Genomic DNA, 19,668 nt, shown 5'->3' with positions numbered 1-19,668 from the left:
TTGGGGAGCTTTAATACTTTTGTAATACATACGTAAGCTTCATTTCACTGCTCTGAGGTATAATGGAATGAATGCTTGAGGAGGTATGCCGTATGGGTTCACTCGTACTTGTGGTGGATGATGAAACGAATATTATTGATGTGTGCACCGTCTATTTGCAGCGAGAGGGGTATCAGGTTATCTCGGCGGCGAGCGGCGACGAAGCCATAAGTTTATGGCGGCTGCACAGCCCGCAGCTGATTGTTCTTGACCTCATGATGCCGGGCAAAAACGGCTGGCAAGTGTGCGAAGAAATTCGCAACGAGCAGGACGTGCCCATCATCATGCTGACAGCTCGAGGCGATGAAATGGATCGCCTCATGGGGTTAACGATGGGCGCAGACGATTACTTGACGAAGCCATTTTCGCCGCGCGAGCTGGTGCTGCGAGCGAAAGCGATTCTGCGGAGGCAGCAGCGCGGCTATGCGGAAGCGGCTAACAGTGCAGGTGCTTTGCCACCTGCGCATATTATGAAGTTTCCGGGGCTGGAGCTTAATGTGCTGCACCGGAGTGTTCGGGTGAACGGGAAGGAAATCGAGCTGACCGTGAAGGAATTTGAACTGCTTCACCTGTTTGCAGGGCATCCGGAGCAAGTATTTTCACGCAATCAGCTGCTAAGTAAAGTGTGGGATATCGACTATTATGGCGATACAACAACGGTCACTGTTCACATTCGCAGGCTGAGAGAGAAGATCGAGCCCAATCCCTCTGAGCCGCGATATATTAAGACTGTGTGGGGTATTGGTTATAAATTTGAGGGTAGGGAGCCATCATGAAGCTTCGTATTTATTTGCTCATTGCGAGTGGGGTGAGTACGGGTATTATTTTGCTCACCTTGTTTATCTGCTATCGATATATGTTATTGAACTGGAAAGACGTCGTCCTGTTGACATCGGTAACTCTTGGCGCTGCGAGTGTATCGATGCTCATACATTACTTCATGACGCGCCCCCTTGAGAAAGCCATTCAGGCGATTACCGAGGAGACGACGCATATTTCGGAAGGGCATTTTGAGGGACAAGTGCCTCAGATTGGACCTGCTGAATTTCAAAGACTGGCAGATCAATTCAATCGAATGACGGGCAAGTTGAATGAAAGCTTTCAGAAATTACGAACAGCTGAGGCATCCCGTAAAGAGCTCGTAGCGAATGTTTCACACGATTTGAGGACCCCAATGGCTTCTATTCAAGCATTCGTTGAAGCTTTGGAGGACGATGTCATTCAAGATAAAGAAACGTTTGCACGATATCTACAAACCATCCGGCTTGAAACAGGACGATTAAACGGACTGATTCAAGAATTATTTAAGCTATCGCAGTTGGATGCTGGAGGAACTGAATTTGCTCCTGAACGCTACCATGTCGATCATTTGCTGCTAGACGGCTTGCAAAGCTTGGCTTTTCAGTTGGAGGAAAAACAGCTGCAAGTCGATGTCGACTTGCCTGATCGACTGCCCCCGGTGGCCATTATGCCCCAGGAAATGAAGCGGGTCCTTTCTAACATTTTGGATAACGCAATACGACATTCTCCTGTTGGTGAGACGATTGAAATAAAAGTTGAACAGATCTCAGAACAGTTTGTGCAGCTTTACATTCAGGATCATGGTCATGGGATTGACGAAGAGGATAGAAGTAAGATCTTCGATCGCTTCTATCGTGCGGATCCGTCAAGAAATAGGGCAAGTGGTGGTGCTGGCCTCGGACTGGCGATTGCCAAATCGATTGTTCATCTGCATGGCGGAACGATTGGCGTTGATAGCCATAATGGTGATGAAGGGCACGGTAGTCGATTCTGGTTTACTTTGCCGATTTATTAAAGGGGTAAGAGGCTGGAAGAGGCATATTATTGCTGTGAGTTGCAAGGACCGCGAGTAGATTGCAAGTAGACCGCATATAGACTACTAATATAACGTATATGGACCGCAAGAGGGATTGGCCCTTCTTGTGGTTTTTTGCACTGTTGGGGTGTTCTTTGGTTCTAGGCGAAGGGGGGCGGGCAGATTAGGATGCCAGTATGATTGTTTTTTCTGCTTGAAAGCCAATAAGTTGTACGGCGTACAACAATTCCCTTGATTTCTACCTTTATTGCCAGAGATGTTGTATTCTGTACAACAATTTAGGCTAAATTCATCCAAATGGGCCACTTTGGGGCAGAAATGTTGTATTTTATGCAACAATCGGAGACAAAACGCTAGATTTGATTGACTAATGTTGTACTAAATACAACTTTGCTTGTTTGTATGAGCAACTTTTGAGGGGCAATTTGAAAAGGTGTTTATCATCGTGACTTAGGTCACCATCTGGTCATGACCTTGCTCACCTTACAATCTTTTTGCGGCAGGCTAGAATGAAGGCAAGAAGAAGGACGTTAGAGGCTGAAATGTGGCAGGAAGGATGAGGGAAGGGAGGGACTAGAATTAAGCATCGAGGACGGAGGAAATGAGAGGTTGGAATTGTGAGAGAAGGAAGGGGAAAGTGGGAGGCTGGAATGTCTAGAAAAGATGTAGCAAGTAAGGGGCTAGATTGAGGCGAGAAGTAAAACAAGGATATGACAGGCTGGAATGAAGCAAAAGAGAAAGAGAAAGAGAAAGAGTAAGAGTAAGGAAGAGAGTGAACGAGAGGCTAGAATTAGGCTAAAAGAACAAGAAAGGAGCTGGTGGTAATGTTATTGTTTTTACACGTTTTAGGGGCTGTATTGTTTCTGGGGAATATTATGACTGCTGCTTTTTGGAAGGTTCGTGCTCATTATGGGAAGCAAGATCTTATGACCATTCATTTGACGGTTAAAAATATTATGTTAGCGGACTATGTGTTCACTGTGCCTGGAATTTTGCTGCTCCTGATTCCGGGGCATATGATGGCCTTTCAATTAGGTTATTCTCTCGCAGAATGGAATTGGGTGACGGCATCATTAATTTTATTCTCGTTGTCTGGGTTGTTGTGGTTGGTCATTTTATTACCGCTGCAAAGAAAAATGATCCGCTATAGTGAAGAATCACTGCGATTAGGGGAGCAAACGGCAGCGTATCGGCAGGTGTCGAGGAAATGGGATATTTACGGGACAATTGGTACAATATTGCCTCTTATTTCGCTAATTTTAATGATTTGGAAGCCTGGCATGTAATGATGGCTAAGAAGTGTAACTAATGTAGTATTTTTAATAACATATAAAATAGCCCCCATCGCCACGATGTAAGTGGTTTTGGGGTTTCTTTAGGTTGATAGCCAAGCGAATATTAGCGAATTTGTAAGCCTTTTTTAATATTTATACGTTATGATAAGAATAACGAAAAGCTCGTAAATGAATGTAGGTGGTGACGGTATGGATTCAAAAAGAGGATGGCTGAAGCAGTCTTTTGGGAAGCGTTTGAATGCTATTCATAGCTGGAATGCGTGGATTTTGCTGCTGCTTACTGTGACAGGCATCGTGCTGAGTATAGGTGCGATTAGGGGAGATCTGGGGAGCTTCCGTGTGACGATCAAGCAGCTTCACATTTATTTGGGCGTCGCATCGATTCTGCTCATCGCGCTTTATGCGCCGATGATTCGTAAGCATTGGCACCAGATTCGCGCGCGCCGCAATCAACGCGCGAATCTGGTGTTCGTCCTTGCGCTCCTGATCGGCTGGGCCGGATCAGGGGTGATATTGTGGCAGTTCCGCAATCTGCCACCGGCTTTGAACAATTCGGCACTCTTCGTGCATGACCTGCTCACCTGGGTCGGAGTGCCGTATGCCGTGTACCACGCCATCTCGCGCAGCAGATGGCTCAAGCGCCAGCAGCGGCTGGATGAAGCCGCTGCCAAGCCAAGACCGCCCGCATCCGCGCAGGCGGTCCAAACCCCAGCCGCCAGCGCTATCGCAGCGGCGCCGAACGAGGCCCCCGTGGTGACAGAGGACGCCACGGAGAGGCGCACAGCAGCGCAGGCGGTAATCGCCGCGCTGAAGGAGTCGCCGATCACACGCGCATCGTTCCTGCGGATAGCCGCAGGACTGCTGCTCGTGATCGCGATCGGTCCCGCCTTTTATCGCTGGATAAAAGGCGCATTCGACACCGGCGGCTCTACGACCGCCGAATATATCGCGACCGACGGCAACCGGATGCTTCCGCCGCCGGCGCCGCTGCCGGACTCCGCCGCTGTCGTGGGCGGAGGAGCGCAAGGGAATTTCCGGATATACACCGTTACGGAAATTCCGGCTTTTTCCTCGGATACGTGGAAATTCGCCGTATCCGGTCTGGTCGATAACCCCAGTGCATGGAACTGGGAAGAGTTCTTGAAGCTGAAGCGGACTGTGCAGGTTAGTGATTTCCACTGTGTGACCGGCTGGTCTGTTTACAAATGCACATGGGAAGGCATCCCGCTTAAGCAGTTATTAGCTGCTACTGGTGTTCAAGCCAATGGGAAATATGTGAAATTTTATTCAGGTGATAAGGTGTATACGGATGCGTTGTCCCTAAGCCAGGCCAATGGGGATGATATTATGGTGGCTGTGCTCATGGATGGTAAGCCCATTCCGCAAAAATTAGGAGGCCCAGTAAGGCTAATCGTTCCTCAAATGTATGCCTACAAATCCGTTAAATGGCTTCAAGGGATCGAGCTCATCGAGAAGGAGCACATGGGCTACTGGGAAGTAAGAGGCTACGATAACGATGCATGGGTAGATAGATCAAAAGCGTGATTTACTTGTATTCACAGTAAGCTGGCAACTGACTTTCCGGGAGGTTTTTGGTATAGTATATACTAAGAATCTTCTCGGAAATGAGGGGTATAGCGATGGAAATCGTATCAATTAACGTGGGTTTACCACAAAAAGTCATGTATCAAGGGAAAGAGCTGGTTACGGGTATTTATAAATATCCGGTCAGCTCATCTTTGTATGTATCGAAGACACAGTTGGATGGGGATGGGCAAGCGGATTTGACGGTGCACGGAGGAGCTGACAAAGCGTTATGTGTATACCCGGCGGAGCATTACGCACACTGGGAGCAAGTGCTTGGTCAGAAGTTGGAAGCAGGCACGTTCGGAGAGAATCTAACGGTACGCGGTTTGCTCGAAGATCAGGTCTGCATTGGTGACACCTATGCATTTGGAAACGTAATCGTTCAGGTCTCACAGCCTCGTCAACCTTGTCATAAACTAGCGAAACGTTTGGATTGGCCGGACGCTGTCCTCCAGGTACAGGAAACCGGCTATACTGGCTACTATTTGAGGGTGCTTACAGAAGGTGTAATCTCTAAGAACACACAAGTGAAGCTTATCGCCAAAGATGAAGCGGGTGTAACAGTTGCCTATGCCAACCAAATCAAGTATCACGAGAAAACGAATATAGAAGCTGCTCAGCATATTGCTGCCATACAAGCATTATCGGTAAGTTGGAAACAATCCTTCCTTAAAAGGTTGGCGGAGCTTGGTGTATGATCACGGGCGTTATTCTTGCTGGGGGGCTTAATCGCCGTATGGGGGGAAGGCTAAAGGCGCTTCTCCCTCTACAAGGGCAGCCCTTGATTCTTAGGCAGTTGAAGGAAATGTCGAGTATCTGCAATCAAGTCATTGCCGTAACCAATGAACCTGAGGTTTTGCGGCCTTACCTGTCTTCGGTATCGAATATAAACGTGCAATGTATCACTGACCAATATGTGCAAAAAGGGCCCTTAAGCGGCATTCATGCTGCCTCTCTGATCGCATCAGAGCAGCATTTGTGGATTGTGGGCTGTGATATGCCTTTTATTTCTGCCGAAGCCGCTAAGGCAATGGCCATTTTATGCAAAGAAGCTAATTTGGATGCGGTTATTCCTGTATTGGACGGACGCGTTCATCCGCTCCATGGCATATATTCAAGATTGGTAGGTTCCGAAGCCGAGGTGTTATTAAAGCAAGAGCAGTATCGGTTAATGGGGCTGCTGGATCATATAGACTGGAAGCCTGTAGAGAATGGTTTTTTTGAACGGCAAAATATCCCTATCCATTTCGTAACAAATGTGAATACTCCGGAAGAATTTGATCGAATGTCAGATAATCTACCATAGAAGTTGATTTTTAGTTGGTTCTCGCTAAGGAATCTAGGATTTTGTTATGAAATATGCCATAATGTACGTAGAGAGAAGGTGAACTCCTATGCCGAAGCTGCTTATGGATCGATTCGGACGGATGCATGATTACTTGCGAATTTCTGTTACAGATCGTTGTAATCTGCGCTGTGTATACTGCATGCCTGAAGAAGGAATGGAATTTGAACCGGATGAAAAGCTGTTAACTTTCGAGGAAATTACGGAAGTTGTCCGTGTACTGGCTGGGCTTGGTGTTCGTAAGTTGAGATTAACCGGCGGAGAGCCCCTTGTGCGCAAAAACTTGGAGCAATTGATCGGTATGCTTTCTCAAATTCCCGGAATTGAAGATATTGCTCTGACTACGAATGGGATTTACTTTGCATCGAGGGCTGAAAAGCTTCGAGCAGCAGGGTTAACCCGTGTTAATATTAGCTTGGATTCATTAAAAGCGGATCGGTTCTCATTGATTACTAGAGGCGGCGATATTCATCGTGTTCTGGCTAGTATTGAAGAAGCTTACCGCGTGGGCATTACACCGATTAAGATTAATGTGGTCTTGATGAAAGGCATTAACGATGACGAAATTGAAGACTTTTTGCAAATGACGATTGACCGTCCTATTCAGGTTCGATTTATTGAGTACATGCCTATTGGTCACCAAGACGATGATTGGAAAAGCCGTTATTTATCCCTAACAACTGTTTTAGAACGCTGTAAGGCGAAGGGTTGGCATGCTTCAGCATCGGACGCCGTTTATGGCAATGGTCCCTCTCAGAACTTTCGAATTGACGGAGCGTTAGGCTCATTTGGCCTCATACATCCAATTAGCGATCACTTCTGTGAGACCTGCAATCGTCTGCGACTAACAGCGGATGGTAATGTGAAGCCATGTCTGTATTGGTCGGATGAATTTAATGTGCGAAAATATATCGGAGATGACTCAGCGGTGGAAGATTTGTTCTTCCGCGCTTTGGATATCAAACCACAAAATCACGAGATGGCTCAGGCACTGATGAATGAAGAGCAGTCTCATACACCAACACTTCGCCGGATGTCGCAAATTGGCGGATGACCTTAGGAGGAACAGACGTTTGTGAGCGATACTAAACTTAAGTTTGGGCGTAAAGTTATTTCGGTTGAGGAAGCCCGAAGCCTACTTTTCGAACACGTTAAATACACACCTATAGAGTCCGTTCCGCTATCTTCAGCTTTCGGTAGAAGGCTGGCCATAGACATCTATGCCGATCACCCGGTACCTCATTTTCGCAGATCAGGTGTGGATGGGTATGCTGTATGTTCAAAGGATATTGAGCAAGCTACACCAGACACTCCAATTGTATTGCGTGTTATAGAGCGAATTCCTAGCGGAACGGTTCCACAGCTAACCATCCAATCTGGTATGGCTGCTCGTATTATGACAGGAGCTCCTGTTCCTGATGGTGCGGATGCTGTCGTTATGCTGGAGATGACGGATACTCTTCAAGATGCGGAGATGACCTCCCACCATGTGAGTATCAAAAAAAACATAGCTGCAGCAAGCAATATAACCCCAGTAGCCGGTGAAATCGTTTTAGGGGATATCTTGCTTGAGAGAGGAACACAGATTGGTCCTGGCGAAGCGGCGATATTGGCCACTTTTGGCTACTCGGAAGTATCCGTTTATCGGCAGCCGAAGGTCGCCATTTTCTCAACAGGTTCTGAGTTGTTGAATGTGGCAGAACCGCTGCAGCCGGGACGAATTCGCAACAGTAACAGCTACATGCTGGCGGCGCAGGTGGAAGCTGCTGGGGGATCTGCGGTGATCATGCAGGCGCTTTCGGACGATGTAGAAGAGGTGGAGGCGGCACTGCAGGGAACTTTCCCCAAAGTCGACCTAGTCCTTACATCCGGCGGTGTTTCCGTTGGTGATTACGACGTTCTAGTTGATGTCTTTGAACGATTTGAGGGCAAGCTGCTGTTCAACAAAGTGGCCATGCGGCCAGGCACTCCGACGAGTGCAGCTCTATGGAACAATCGGTTACTGTTAGCTTTGTCCGGTAATCCGGGCGCCTCATTCGTTGGGTTTGAGCTGTTTGCCAAACCGCTGATTCAAGCGATGGCAGGGTGTCACTCGCCTTATCCAGAAGCGATAACCGCTAAGTTGGACGTGAAATATGATAAAGGTTCCGCTTACCCGCGTTATGTCAGAGGAACGATGCATGTGGATAACAATGGGTGTCTGAAGGTTAAGCCATCAGGTATTGATAAGTCCAGTATTATGGTTTCTATCAAAGATGCAGATTGTTTGATTCATTTACCTGCCGGAGGTAAGGGATTCGAAAGAGACGAACGCGTGATTATTTATCCTATATAATAAAGATGGCCTGCTTATCGCTGAACTTCCGCCTGAGAAGTCGTTGAAGGTAGGCTGCTTTTTTTAAAAGCTGGTCAATCCGAAATGAGGTGATTTGAAATGAATGAAATTCGTACATTGCGGCAAGAGGAGATTCTAGAGAGCTTTTCTCTCTCTGAGTTTGCTTTTCAATATGAGCTTACTGCTGAGGAAAAAGCAGAGAGGATAAGCTCTGCGGACCCTAATCAAATGTGGGGCTATTTCGTTGATGGCAATATGGCCGCAAAGCTTACCTTACTTAACTTCCGAACCTGGATTAACGGGAAGAGCTTCGCGATGGGCGGTATTGCGGGCGTAGCCACATGGCCTGAGTACCGACGCAATGGGATGGTGGGACAGCTTCTGGTTCAAGCGCTTAAAACAATGAGAGAGCAGGGGCAGACGGTTTCCTTTCTTGCGCCGTTTAAGTTTGAGTTTTATCGTAAATATGGCTGGGAAACCTATGTGGATTATTTGAAATATGAAATTCCTGTCGATAAGCTTCCCAGGTTTCAAGCCGCAGAGGGTAGTTCGATCTTACGCGTAGCCAAAAGCGAAGAGATTCTGAATCCAATCTACGCTGAGTTTGCAAAAGCATACAATGGCATGATGGAGCGGGATGCGGACTGGTGGAATAATCGCTATATGAAATTTAAAAAGGGCACAGCTGCCGTCTATACGAACGCTCAAGGGGAACAGCGGGGCTATGTATTTTACCAAGTAAAGGACTCGGCGGCGACCATCCATGAGTTGGTTTTTCTTGACGAGGAAGCAAGACGCGGCTTATGGAAATTCATTGCAGATCATGATTCGATGATCACCAAAGTCGAAGTGAAAGCACCTGTAGATGACCAACTTCCGTTTCTGGTGCACGATCCAAAGTTTAAACAAGAAAAGATTACTTATTTCTCGGCGAGAATTGTGGATGTAGAAGCTTTTCTGACGGAGTATGTGTTTGAAGCTCGCGATGGAGCGGAAACCATATTTCTACATATTTCAGACGGTCATGCAGATTGGAACCAAGGCGTTTACCGGTTACAGTTTACTGATAATGGGAAGGCGGCCGTCGTAGCGAAGTTATCTGAAGATGAAATGCCTGGAGAGGACCAGCTACTTAGCTGTAACATACAGACGTTGACGGCCTTGTTCATAGGTTATCAGAAAGCAGGCTTTATGGCCCGGATCGAGCGTCTTCAAGGCTCTGATGAACTTGTTAGCCGGTTGGAAGATGCCATTCCGCGGCGGACAACTTATTTAGCGGATTTCTTTTAAAAGATGAAAAAAGACGGTACCCTTGGTAAAAGTCCCAGGGCCGTCTTTTTGATATTTTCAAGCCTTCATTCTTCCTCTATCGAGTAATTTTTGTTCTCAAACCCACACTTCAGCTTGTTTTTATGAATACTTTATCCTTGGAAGAGCAGAAGGTTCAAGGAGCGAATAAGAAATGTCTGAGAAAAATCAAGCAAGGGCAAAAGAATGGAAATATTCCACATCGAAATTTTTTTGAAGGAGTAGAGGAAATGTTTCAAAAACTCAATGTTGAGAGTCTTCGTAGCCCGATTCTCATCATTTCACCGCATCCGGACGACGATATTTTAGGATCAGCCGGCTTAATCCAGCGCGCACGCGGTCTCGGAAAGCAAATATATGTTCTATACCTCACCAACGGTGATGCGAATAGGGCTTCCGTTACCAGATTTCTTAAAGCTCCATTGACCCCTCAATCATTCATTCGTCTTGGTCGAATTCGACATATCGAGGCTATTAAAGCCGAAGCTTCTTTAGGGATACCTCAAAGTCATCTTTTCTTCGTTTCATTCCCGGATGGAGGAACGTTGCAAATAGCCCAAAGTCCAACTCCAGGAAAAGTGTTTCGTTCCAAGAGCACTCTTTTATCACTTGCTTCTTATCCATTTGCTTTTGTTCGGAATGCGCCTTACTCAAAAATGGTGGTTGTTCAACTCATTCGTACCATTCTAAATCGTGTGCGACCTAGAACCATCATTATGAATTTAGCCAATGACACCAACCCTGATCATAAAGCTGCGAGACTGCTCACATTGGACGCTATAAGAGGGACCTGTCTTAAGCCATTCATATTAAGTTATTTAATTCATTTCCCCCATTTTCCGAAGCGAGGGGAGTTTGTACCACCGCAACAGTTATTGTCTCCACGGATTCGACAATTGATATTAAATGTTTCCGAACTAAGGAGAAAAAAGAGGGCATTTCAATTAGAACCGTCTCAATTCGATGTAAGCCCACGAGATCGTAGTTTACTTAGAGGTAGTGAATTTTTCTGGGTGGGGTCTACAAAAGTAGCTAAGAAAAATTTTTCGACGAGCAGGAAGATCTAGTATAAGCAAAATTAGAGGAGGCGAATGTTTTTGACTGAAATTCAGATAGCTGCCGTTGGAGATCTTATGGTAAAACGTTACATCATCTCTGATGCTAAACTGCCTAACGGAACGTATTTGTTTGACCCTCTTTTAAAAAAAGTAGCCCCGTACCTGAAGCGAGCGGATTTGACGATCGGAAATCTCGAAACCACCTTTGCCGGAAAAAAGGGAAGAGCACGCCAAAAATCGAATGGTCCATTATTCAAGTGTCCGGATGAACTGGCACCAGCCCTTAAGAGAGCCGGTTTCGATGTACTAATAACGGCAAATAATCATTGTATGGATTTCGGCACCGAAGGAATGCTTCGAACGCTGCGGATTTTAGATCAAAATGGGATTCATCATACCGGTACATTTAACTCCGTAAAAGGGTCCAAGGAATATCTTATCAAGGAAATTAAAGGTATAAAAATCGGAATCCTTTCCTATACAAATGGGCTCAACGGTATTCCTATACCAACAAGTAAACCCTGGATGGTTAATCGGGTTCAAACAAAAAAAATCGTTCAGGATATTCATAATTTGAAAAAAAATGTAGATCTGGCGATCGTATATTTACATTTCGGAAACGAATACAGCCATTCTCCAAACTTGCAGCAGAAGCAATTGGTTAAGCTTTTGTTTAAACATGGAGCGAATATTATTCTGGGATCGCACCCGCATGTTCTTCAACCGTTAACCACTCGAGGGAAGAAACAATTCGTTATTTATTCGTTAGGTAATTTTATATCTACTAAATTAAAGAATAACCAATATACACAGAACAGCATAATTCTTAATATGAATGTCAAAAAAGATGAAGAAGGAAAAATAAGCATAAGCGGGATTCATTGTATCCCGACTTTGGTGCATCGAAAACTTAATAACGGTCGCAAAACAACCGAAGTTATCCCAATTCGAGAAGCGTTGAGTGAAAATAATCCGAAATTAAATGCAAATCAGCGAGAACGAATGAAAAAAATGGTAGAGCATTCGATCAAAATTTTGAAGGGGATATAATGGATAGATTGATGCAAATTTAGCCTAGGTGACCGAATAAAGTGACTTAATCAAGGGTAGGTTAATGGAAATCATTAACAGGAGGGTGTGCCCTTGTATCATTTGTATACTCATAATGATCTCGATGGAGTAGGTTGCGGTATCATAGCTCGATTAGCATTTGGTGAAAAGGTAGAAATTCGATATAACTCTGTCGGAGGGTTGAATTTACAAGTAAAACGCTTTTTAGAAAAATCCAGAAAAAAGAGCTATTTGTTTATTACCGACTTATCCGTGGATGAAACGAATGAACATGGACTTAACGAGTTTGCGAAATCGGGTGGAAAAGTAAAACTGATTGATCATCATAAAACCTCGCTTCATTTAAACAAATATCCGTGGGGAATGGTTCAGATCGCTTATGAAAATGGAAAACTCGCTTCTGCAACTTCTCTATTTTATGAGTATCTGATCCAGAACGGATTGTTGAAGCCAAGGAAGGGATTAGATGAATTCGTCGAATTAGTCCGTCAGTATGATACATGGGAATGGGAACAAAATGAATACATCAAGGCTAAGCGATTAAACGATCTCTTTTATCTAATTTCCATCGAAGAATTCGAGGAAAAAATGGTGACTCGCATTCAGCAAAGCGAGAACTTTGTATTCGATCCCTTTGAAGAAAAAATTTTGGACATGGAAGAAGAAAAAATCGAACGCTATGTGCGCAGAAAAAAGAGAGAAATCATTCACTCCCGTATAGATGATCATCATGTAGGCATTGTTCATGCGGAATCCTATCATTCTGAACTTGGAAACGATTTGGGCAAAGAAAACCCTCATCTGGATTACATCGCAATCATGAATATGGGCGGTAAAAAGATAAGCTTTCGAACGATTCACGATCACATCGACGTCTCGGAAATTGCTGGTCTTTATGGAGGAGGAGGCCATGCTAAAGCTTCCGGGTGCTCTATGACTGAAGAAGCCTATCAATGGTATGTAGCGAAGCCATTTCCGATGGAACCCATTCGTTCAGATGCGAACAAAAATACATTTAACACGAAAAATTCGGTTTATGGATCACTTTATGAGAATAGAAATGAACAACAAGTGTTTATTTTTCCTTCTGGAGGCAGATGGGAAGTCGATGTGGATGGGGTCGAATCCAACCAGCATTTTTCTACTTTTGAAGAGGCAGAACGTTATGTTAAAAGGGAGTATGCAGCTTGGTTAGTTCGGGACGAAACGTATGTTTCATTCCTAATGGAGCATATGGCGGCAAGAAAAACTAAAACCCCGGAGGATAGTTCAGTCATATAAAGAGCAGCGCCAGTTCCAGATAACTGGGATAAAATGCAAGCCGCCTTCTCATACTAACTATGAGACAATGGAGGTGAATGCTATGCCCAAAAATGACGCCGATCCCAAGCATGACCGCGAAGATAACAAAGCAGATAAGAAAAAAAATCAGCAGAATAACGCTAATTTCATGGAAGAAGCTCAAACGCTATCGAGCAATGAGGCACCTGATTACGTCCCAAGTTTAAATGGTATCCCCAAAAATCAAGTTTAAGTAACTGCGGGCTGCTCTTCTCATCACGATATGATGGGAGAGCAGCCTTTCTGGTGCAGTATTAGCAGAAGGAGAAGTGGATCCGCCATTCTGCCATAAATAAAAAAAAGCCGATTTCTTGAGAACATAATCTCAGAAACCAAGCTTTTTTTATTTCAGCCATTTAGTTGGATAGTTTGTACACTTTAATGGTTTGGAAACCAAACTTCTTCAAGGATTGTTTGGATCCTGGGATAAAAATATCAATACGTTTGCCTTTGATTGCACCGCCTGTATCTGTTGCATAAGCATACATGCCGCCTGCAGGAAGGCCGTTGAAATTATAACCTTCAATATAGAGCTTAGATCCTAGAGGGATCACGGAAGGATCTACAGCAACGGTTCCAATACCTAACGGATTACCCATGTAATCTATAGCTCCGTAGCCGCCATTCTCAGATGGATCTGCTGAATAGGCCGTAGATTGAAACAATTCATAATCTGGCGCATGTTGATTGCCATCTTTACTTAGGATAGCTAATTTGCTGCTAGCGTCCCACTGAACGGGAATATCGGATGCTTTGCTCAGGAAACGAAGAGGCACGTATACGCGTCCATTTTGGAATTCCGCATGTGTGTCCATCTCGACACGGTTATTATCGATTTCAGCTTCTTTTTGTCCCGATACTAAGGTGATCGAATGTTTGTTGTTATTTAGCATGACCTTGATCTCATCGCCTTCTTTTTGCCACTTCACGTCATAACCAAGCTTTTCCGTTACGAAACGAATCGGTACTTGGGTAGCATGATTGTCATCCAGAAATGGCTGAGCATCCGGAAATTGAACCAAGTCATCATTGACTTGCACTTTCACATCCATCTCAGCGGCATGCGCCGTAAATGGGGAAAGAAAGCCTCCTGCCAACACTGTTAAAGACACAGCAAGGCTAGTTAACCCTTTAGTAATGGTATGCAATTGGTAATCCTCCTTCAATGAGCCTTCGAGGTTAGTTGACGGGTTCGGGAAGAAGGTTCTCCCTAGTCTGCTCCACCTGCGAGCAAATATTCACCCCATGTAAATCGTCCCCCGTACCGGCACTTTGTCTGTGCACCGGACTCGGCTTCAAATAGTTTAGCATTCGAGGACCGGCGGGACAACGACCAAAATATGGATAGAGGTCTTAGAATGTACTAGACTTAGGTCTAGGTACAAAAACAGTCGCGAGTCCGTTTTGACGTTTATCGGTTTCAGGTACGATAGAAGCATGAAGAATACGTGAAGGGCGGTAAGCAAAATGAGTATGGATCGTTCGAAAGGTTTGGCCTTGGTTTTAATCACAGCAGGTTTACTTATTTGTCTGCATCAGTTTGGTGGTCATGTTCATTTAATGGGACTGTTATTCCCGGCAGCTATGCTTGGATTAGGCTATGTAGGCATTCAGAATGGGAAGAAAATTGGATGGTTTATCGCCGGCTTTGGCGGATTGATATTGGTCACTAAACTATCGGGCTTTATCGCGATTGCGTTCGCAGTATGTTTAGTATGGTATGGATTTCATTTATTGAAGAAACGAAATGAATTTTAAATTTCAAGAAAAAGGAGGTGCAACTTTATGAATATATTGAATCGCATTGGCAAAATAGCTGAAGCCGCATGGCAAGAAACAGCCGGCAAGTTTGAGCAGCATGAACGGGGGGACAGCGTGATAGACAAGCTGGAACAGCGCTATGAGGAGGCGCTGCAGCGAACCATTGAGCTGCGACGCCACATTGTGAACGCAGAGGAGATGGCGCAGCTGCGCGGCGAGCAAGCCGAGCTGGCGATGCGCGCCGGCGATGAAGAGCTCGCGCGGCTAGCGCTGCAAGAGAAGCAGCGCGAGGAAGCCGCTTGCGAGCTCTACCGCGCGCAGTACGCGAGCAGCCAGGACGTGTGCCTGGCGCTCGCGGATGAACTGCGCGGGCTGCGTGCGGGGCACGCAGCCGAAGGGATGCAGCCGCCGAGCAGCGGGCTGCATGAGCGAGAGGCTCGCGACGCATGGCGCGAGCTGGAAGTGACCGGCCGCGAGCTCGGCCGGGAAGCGCTGCAGGGGCTGCGTATGGCTAGCCGCCTGTCGCAAGAGACGCTGAAGGAAGCCAGCGGCAACCTTCAGCAGGAGCTACGTACGCTGCGCGGCAAGCTCCAGCAGGAGTGGCAGCAGCATCGCTCCAGCGATGAAACCGACCCGCGCGGCAAGAAATAGCCGCGTGTTATCCCTCCAGCGCCTAGTAAGGAGGCGCTAGAAGTGCCCTTGACCTCCATGATTCATGCGGAAGCCTTGCCGCGCAAGGATTTGCATCTTGGAGGTCGTCCATTCTTATGGTATGCTAAGAATCTATATGAACTAATTTTAAAAGTCAGCCAGAGGAGGTGCAGCGATGGGAGAAGAAACTAAAAGCAACCGTAACCGCAATACAGCACTAGTGCTGATTGGAGCCGGTCTTTTTTTGCTTCTAGATCATACGATAGGCTTTTTCCCCATTCTTGCCATTATCCTCGTCTTGCTAGGCATTCATCGGGTCCGTTCACGCAAAGAGCGCAAAGGTTATGTACTGATAGGCATAGGGGCAGTGATTTTATTTGGTGATCATATTACCATCGTGTTCTCTATTGTTTTAATTTCGCTAGGTTTGTTTTTCATACGATCTAAGCAAGTACACAAAGACGACACGTATATGCAAAAGCAGAAATTGGTGGATAGCGTCCGGTTAGGCCGTGAGCCTTGGATTTTACGCAATAGTTCAACTTGGTACATTATTGGAGAAACCTACATTGATCTTTCACTTGCGATTTTGGAGCAAAAGGAAACCACGGTCATCCTGCAAGGCGTTGTAGGAGATGTAGATATAAAAGTGCCGGAGGATATCGGTGTCGCTGTCACAGCTTCCATCTCGTTCGGGCAGATTCAAGTTGCGAATGAGCGTGAGTCAGGGATTATGAACAAGCTGGTCTGGCAGTCCCCTAACTATGAACTCTGCGATCACCGCGTGAAACTTGTGCTTTCTTACATCGTAGGAGATATCAAGATCAAACTATTGTGAGAATGTGCGCGCAGGCATGCGTAAAGATCTCGAGGAGGTTCATCACTAATTGGACGGCTATAAACGACGATTAACGAATATGATATGGCGCAGCATGAGTGAATCGATCATCTTTAGTTTCGTTGTGTTTGGCGCGATCATTTATTTTTTGAATTCACGCAATCTGATTGTGCCATTTACGAGCTGGCAAGAGGGCGTTAAGTTTACATTCATAACGATTTTGGTCATTGGCGGCATTGGCGCCGTGTATGGTTTCTGGAATAGCAACCGAATTACTCGGAGGCTGGAGCCGATGATGGAAACGATGATTTTACTCGAAAAAGGGACGTTTGCCCGCGGCGGCTTCCAGAACGGGGAAGATGAGATCGGGCGCCTGGGTGATCAGTTAGGCCGTATTATGAAGCGCTGGGAAGAGCAGGTTACTTCCCTGCAGCGCTTATCTAACGATAATGCGGAGCTTGCGGAGAAAGCCAAGCTTTCTGCCGTGATTGAAGAAAGACAGCGATTGGCGCGTGAGCTTCACGATGCAGTGAGCCAGCAATTATTCGCGATATCGATGACGGCAACGGCAGTCGGGCGGACATTGGATAAAGATTTCGAGAAGGCTAAACGGCAAATTCATCTCATCGAGGAGATGGCTTCTGTTGCCCAATCGGAAATGAGAGCCTTGCTTCTGCATTTAAGACCTATTCATCTGGAAGGGAAACGACTGTCCGAAGGACTTGTTGAGCTTCTGAAGGAGCTTGCGGCTAAAGTACCCATGGCGATTACTTGGGATATGGACGAGGATATCCGCTTGAATAAGGGGATTGAAGATCACTTATTCCGTATTGTACAAGAGGCGCTTTCTAATGCGCTGCGTCATTCTAAAGCGAACAAGCTGGAAGTAAAGCTGCTGCATCGTCCTGACGGTGTTCGGCTTGCGATACGCGATGACGGGGTGGGCTTTGAATTAGATGCTAAGAAGCTTACATCATATGGTATCGTGTCCATGAAGGAGCGGGTTAATGAAATCGGCGGCTCTGTGGATATTATTACGGCGCCTGATCGAGGTACGCGTATTGAAATTCGTGTGCCTATATTAGCTACTGAATATGCAGTTGAAAGTTAATTACTACCATAGCTATCATATCATGGCGAAAATAGTTTTCTAACGAGAGGAGAAGCGAATGGAGGACGCGTTGATTAAGGTTTTGCTTGTCGATGACCACGAAATGGTCAGGATCGGGCTTGCAGCCGTACTAGGAACAGAGGATGGTATTGAAGTGGTCGGGGAAGCCAGCAATGGTCATGATGGCATTCGGCTAGCACAGGAATATCGACCGGATGTCGTGCTCATGGATTTGGTCATGGAAGGCATGGACGGTATCGAAACGACAAGGAAGCTGCTGCAGCTTTACCCCGATTGCAAAGTCATTGTGTTGACGAGCTTCTTAGATGATGAGAAAATGTATCCTGTGATAGAAGCTGGGGCGTTTAGCTATTTGCTCAAAACGTCACGCGCCTCCGAGATCGCCCAGGCGATAAGAGCGGCGGCTAAAGGGCAGTCCATTCTGGAGTCTCAAGTTGCCTCCAAGATTATGAATCGCTTTCGTCAGCCCAAGCCGGCAGCGGAGCCGCATGAAGAGTTAACCGATCGTGAGATGGAAGTGCTTCGCTTGATTGCCAAAGGTAAATCGAATCAAGAGCTAGCGGATGATTTGTTTATCGGTGTGAAAACGGTAAAGTTTCACGTCACCAATGTTCTGGCCAAGCTAGGTGTAGAAGATCGAACACAAGCCGCCATCTATGCCTTTAAACATGGTCTGGCTGAATAGCAAATAGTCACAAGGGAGCGATACGAATGAATCTATTAAAGCAAATTTGGAGTTGGTTTGGTTCCATTGCCATTTCGTTTATTTTAGTCGTATTTCTTGGTGTTTTCGTGTTCCAATCCACAAAGGTTATGGGACATTCCATGGATCCGACGCTGCATGACAGTCAACGCGTGTATGTATCAAAGCTTTCTCATACATTTAATTATGAACCGAAGTATGAAGATATTGTAATTATCGACTCCAGAGTCGATCTCAAGAGAACATTCAAGAACGACTTGTTAGACAGCCCTTTGCTCAGTTTATTTACGAGTGGTGATGATAAACATGTCTGGATCAAACGGGTGATTGGCAAGCCAGGAGATCAATTAGAGCTCAAGGACGATAAGATGTATCGCAACGGTGTGCCTCTCGACGAGCCTTACATTAACGAGGCAATGAAAGCTAACGGAAATAAGAAATGGACGGTGCCTGCCGATCATATTTTCGTGATGGGAGATAACCGAAATAATAGTATGGATAGCAGAGTGATCGGATATATCCCTCTTGATCATGTATTAGGTAAGAAGCTATTCTAAAGAAAGCGACCCTCTGGGTGAGCATGCTTGTGCATGAACTCATTCGAGGGTCGCTTTTGACATTAAGAATTTTACGTCCTTCTCAGCCCTCAACCTAGACCTCGCACGCCGTAATTGGCAGCTGAGAGGTCTTTTTTTGCGCTCTGGCGAAGCAGACGCCAGCGAAAGACCGCTGAGAAGTCGGAAACGTCCTTCTCAGCCCTCAACCCAGACCTCATACGCCGTAATTGGCAGCTGAGAGGTCTTTTTCTGCGCTCTGGCGAAGCAGACGCCAGCGAAAGATCGCTAAGAAGTCGGAAACGTCCTTCTCAGCCCTCAACCCAGACCTCATACGCCGTAATTGGCAGCTGAGAGGTCTTTTTTAAAGTATAAGTTTCGAGGTAGAGCATGAGGATGCTCCCTTTCTAATTTTTTTGGTAAATTTGGTAGTATGGAGAGAAGGAATACTAGCGCACAAAATTGTGCGCAAGGTCGTCGGATCGGTCGCCACCGGACGCTAGCGCACAAAAATTGTGCGCAAGGTCGTCGGATCCGCCGCCACCGGGCGCTAGTGCACAAAAATTGTGCGCAAGGTCGTCGGATCGGACGCGACCGGACGCTAGCGCACAAAAATTGTGCGCAAGGTCGTCGGATCTGTCGCCACCGGACGCTAGGAGTCTGTCCGACGAATTGAGTTTTGCAGGTCACTGCCTGGCGACAGATTTATGTCATTTCCAAATTAAGTAATTTTTCATATCGACGAGTGATATTTCAGGCTATTTGAGCCTGATGTTCGCTACAGTGTCTATTGAGAACTCAGAGAAATTGTCG

The 19,668-nt window shown here is 46.0% G+C and carries 20 protein-coding genes and 1 riboswitch; of the genes, 19 read left to right on the top strand and 1 reads right to left on the bottom strand.

Features of this window, described 5'->3' with window-relative positions; genetic code table 11:
* The first annotated feature begins 92 nt into the window (after nt 1-92).
* The 13 genes from ASG93_RS23485 (at nt 93) to ASG93_RS35985 (ending at nt 13,409) form a co-directional block, all read left to right on the top strand.
* Nucleotides 93-815 (top strand): response regulator transcription factor, encoded by a 723-nt coding sequence (locus tag ASG93_RS23485; protein WP_056835845.1) that lies wholly within the window; start codon nt 93-95, stop codon nt 813-815.
* Nucleotides 812-1,855, top strand: coding sequence for an ATP-binding protein (locus ASG93_RS23480; protein WP_056835844.1), 1,044 nt, complete (start codon nt 812-814; stop codon nt 1,853-1,855). The genes ASG93_RS23485 and ASG93_RS23480 overlap by 4 nt, the downstream gene beginning before the upstream one ends.
* A gap of 845 nt (nt 1,856-2,700) precedes the next feature.
* Entirely contained in the window at nt 2,701-3,162 is a 462-nt protein-coding gene (locus tag ASG93_RS23475; RefSeq protein WP_321166705.1) for a DUF2269 family protein, read from the top strand.
* Between the two features lie 198 nt (nt 3,163-3,360).
* Nucleotides 3,361-4,716, top strand: a complete 1,356-nt coding sequence (locus ASG93_RS23470; protein WP_056835840.1) for a molybdopterin-dependent oxidoreductase — start codon at nt 3,361-3,363, stop codon at nt 4,714-4,716.
* A 95-nt stretch (nt 4,717-4,811) separates the two neighbouring features.
* Nucleotides 4,812-5,456: an MOSC domain-containing protein gene (locus tag ASG93_RS23465; RefSeq protein ID WP_200984521.1), complete on the top strand. Its 645-nt coding sequence runs from the start codon at nt 4,812-4,814 to the stop codon at nt 5,454-5,456.
* The gene (locus ASG93_RS23460; protein WP_056835836.1) at nt 5,453-6,064 is read left to right on the top strand and encodes a molybdenum cofactor guanylyltransferase; all 612 of its coding nucleotides are present in this window, start codon (nt 5,453-5,455) and stop codon (nt 6,062-6,064) included. The genes ASG93_RS23465 and ASG93_RS23460 overlap by 4 nt, the downstream gene beginning before the upstream one ends.
* A gap of 88 nt (nt 6,065-6,152) precedes the next feature.
* Complete coding sequence (gene moaA / locus ASG93_RS23455) at nt 6,153-7,157, top strand: GTP 3',8-cyclase MoaA (protein WP_056835834.1); 1,005 nt, start codon at nt 6,153-6,155, stop codon at nt 7,155-7,157.
* A 21-nt stretch (nt 7,158-7,178) separates the two neighbouring features.
* Nucleotides 7,179-8,438, top strand: a complete 1,260-nt coding sequence (gene glp, locus ASG93_RS23450; protein ID WP_056835833.1) for a gephyrin-like molybdotransferase Glp — start codon at nt 7,179-7,181, stop codon at nt 8,436-8,438.
* A 99-nt stretch (nt 8,439-8,537) separates the two neighbouring features.
* The gene (eis, locus tag ASG93_RS23445) at nt 8,538-9,728 is read left to right on the top strand and encodes an enhanced intracellular survival protein Eis (RefSeq protein WP_056835831.1); all 1,191 of its coding nucleotides are present in this window, start codon (nt 8,538-8,540) and stop codon (nt 9,726-9,728) included.
* A gap of 137 nt (nt 9,729-9,865) precedes the next feature.
* Nucleotides 9,866-10,813, top strand: a complete 948-nt coding sequence (locus tag ASG93_RS23440) for a PIG-L deacetylase family protein (RefSeq protein WP_056835829.1) — start codon at nt 9,866-9,868, stop codon at nt 10,811-10,813.
* A 30-nt stretch (nt 10,814-10,843) separates the two neighbouring features.
* Complete coding sequence (locus ASG93_RS23435; protein WP_156411013.1) at nt 10,844-11,854, top strand: CapA family protein; 1,011 nt, start codon at nt 10,844-10,846, stop codon at nt 11,852-11,854.
* Nucleotides 11,855-11,947: 93 nt separating this feature from the next.
* Nucleotides 11,948-13,156, top strand: a complete 1,209-nt coding sequence (locus tag ASG93_RS23430; protein ID WP_056835826.1) for a DHH family phosphoesterase — start codon at nt 11,948-11,950, stop codon at nt 13,154-13,156.
* 82 nt (nt 13,157-13,238) lie between these two features.
* A complete protein-coding gene (locus ASG93_RS35985; protein WP_200984520.1) occupies nt 13,239-13,409 on the top strand; it encodes a hypothetical protein in 171 nt (56 codons plus the stop codon).
* 163 nt (nt 13,410-13,572) lie between these two features.
* On the opposite strand, the gene ASG93_RS36975 is transcribed toward ASG93_RS35985, so the two are convergent.
* Nucleotides 13,573-14,364 carry a stalk domain-containing protein gene (locus ASG93_RS36975; RefSeq protein WP_056835824.1) on the bottom strand — a complete coding sequence of 264 codons (792 nt, stop codon included), beginning with the start codon at nt 14,362-14,364 and terminating at the stop codon, nt 13,573-13,575.
* A 4-nt stretch (nt 14,365-14,368) separates the two neighbouring features.
* Nucleotides 14,369-14,521: riboswitch (cyclic di-AMP (ydaO/yuaA leader) on the bottom strand.
* 162 nt (nt 14,522-14,683) lie between these two features.
* Between ASG93_RS36975 and ASG93_RS23420 the strand changes: the two genes are divergently transcribed.
* From ASG93_RS23420 to lepB, 6 genes are all read left to right on the top strand, one after another.
* Nucleotides 14,684-14,974: a hypothetical protein gene (locus tag ASG93_RS23420; RefSeq protein ID WP_056835822.1), complete on the top strand. Its 291-nt coding sequence runs from the start codon at nt 14,684-14,686 to the stop codon at nt 14,972-14,974.
* A gap of 27 nt (nt 14,975-15,001) precedes the next feature.
* Nucleotides 15,002-15,628 carry a PspA/IM30 family protein gene (locus ASG93_RS23415; RefSeq protein WP_056835820.1) on the top strand — a complete coding sequence of 209 codons (627 nt, stop codon included), beginning with the start codon at nt 15,002-15,004 and terminating at the stop codon, nt 15,626-15,628.
* Nucleotides 15,629-15,803: 175 nt separating this feature from the next.
* Complete coding sequence (gene liaF / locus ASG93_RS23410) at nt 15,804-16,466, top strand: cell wall-active antibiotics response protein LiaF (protein WP_056835819.1); 663 nt, start codon at nt 15,804-15,806, stop codon at nt 16,464-16,466.
* Between the two features lie 49 nt (nt 16,467-16,515).
* Nucleotides 16,516-17,577 (top strand): sensor histidine kinase, encoded by a 1,062-nt coding sequence (locus tag ASG93_RS23405; RefSeq protein WP_047679489.1) that lies wholly within the window; start codon nt 16,516-16,518, stop codon nt 17,575-17,577.
* Nucleotides 17,578-17,635: 58 nt separating this feature from the next.
* Nucleotides 17,636-18,283, top strand: a complete 648-nt coding sequence (locus tag ASG93_RS23400) for a response regulator (protein WP_056835817.1) — start codon at nt 17,636-17,638, stop codon at nt 18,281-18,283.
* A gap of 26 nt (nt 18,284-18,309) precedes the next feature.
* Nucleotides 18,310-18,858 carry a signal peptidase I gene (gene lepB / locus ASG93_RS23395; RefSeq protein WP_056835815.1) on the top strand — a complete coding sequence of 183 codons (549 nt, stop codon included), beginning with the start codon at nt 18,310-18,312 and terminating at the stop codon, nt 18,856-18,858.
* The last annotated feature ends 810 nt before the right edge of the window (nt 18,859-19,668 follow it).

The sequence above is a fragment of the Paenibacillus sp. Soil787 genome, assembly GCF_001429545.1.
Taxonomy (GTDB): domain Bacteria; phylum Bacillota; class Bacilli; order Paenibacillales; family NBRC-103111; genus Paenibacillus_E.
Note: the sequence above shows the minus strand (reverse complement) of the source record. Positions and strands in the feature narration are given on the sequence as shown.

Bases quoted from the DNA above. Each gene is read 5' to 3' on its own strand.
- ASG93_RS23485 (WP_056835845.1), top strand. From the start codon at position 93: ATGGGTTCACTCGTACTTGTGGTGGATGATGAAACGAATATTATTGAT.
- ASG93_RS23480 (WP_056835844.1), top strand. From the start codon at position 812: ATGAAGCTTCGTATTTATTTGCTCATTGCGAGTGGGGTGAGTACGGGT.
- ASG93_RS23475 (WP_321166705.1), top strand. From the start codon at position 2,701: ATGTTATTGTTTTTACACGTTTTAGGGGCTGTATTGTTTCTGGGGAAT.
- ASG93_RS23470 (WP_056835840.1), top strand. From the start codon at position 3,361: ATGGATTCAAAAAGAGGATGGCTGAAGCAGTCTTTTGGGAAGCGTTTG.
- ASG93_RS23465 (WP_200984521.1), top strand. From the start codon at position 4,812: ATGGAAATCGTATCAATTAACGTGGGTTTACCACAAAAAGTCATGTAT.
- ASG93_RS23460 (WP_056835836.1), top strand. From the start codon at position 5,453: ATGATCACGGGCGTTATTCTTGCTGGGGGGCTTAATCGCCGTATGGGG.
- moaA (WP_056835834.1), top strand. From the start codon at position 6,153: ATGCCGAAGCTGCTTATGGATCGATTCGGACGGATGCATGATTACTTG.
- eis (WP_056835831.1), top strand. From the start codon at position 8,538: ATGAATGAAATTCGTACATTGCGGCAAGAGGAGATTCTAGAGAGCTTT.
- ASG93_RS35985 (WP_200984520.1), top strand. From the start codon at position 13,239: ATGCCCAAAAATGACGCCGATCCCAAGCATGACCGCGAAGATAACAAA.
- ASG93_RS23420 (WP_056835822.1), top strand. From the start codon at position 14,684: ATGAGTATGGATCGTTCGAAAGGTTTGGCCTTGGTTTTAATCACAGCA.
- ASG93_RS23415 (WP_056835820.1), top strand. From the start codon at position 15,002: ATGAATATATTGAATCGCATTGGCAAAATAGCTGAAGCCGCATGGCAA.
- liaF (WP_056835819.1), top strand. From the start codon at position 15,804: ATGGGAGAAGAAACTAAAAGCAACCGTAACCGCAATACAGCACTAGTG.
- ASG93_RS23400 (WP_056835817.1), top strand. From the start codon at position 17,636: ATGGAGGACGCGTTGATTAAGGTTTTGCTTGTCGATGACCACGAAATG.
- lepB (WP_056835815.1), top strand. From the start codon at position 18,310: ATGAATCTATTAAAGCAAATTTGGAGTTGGTTTGGTTCCATTGCCATT.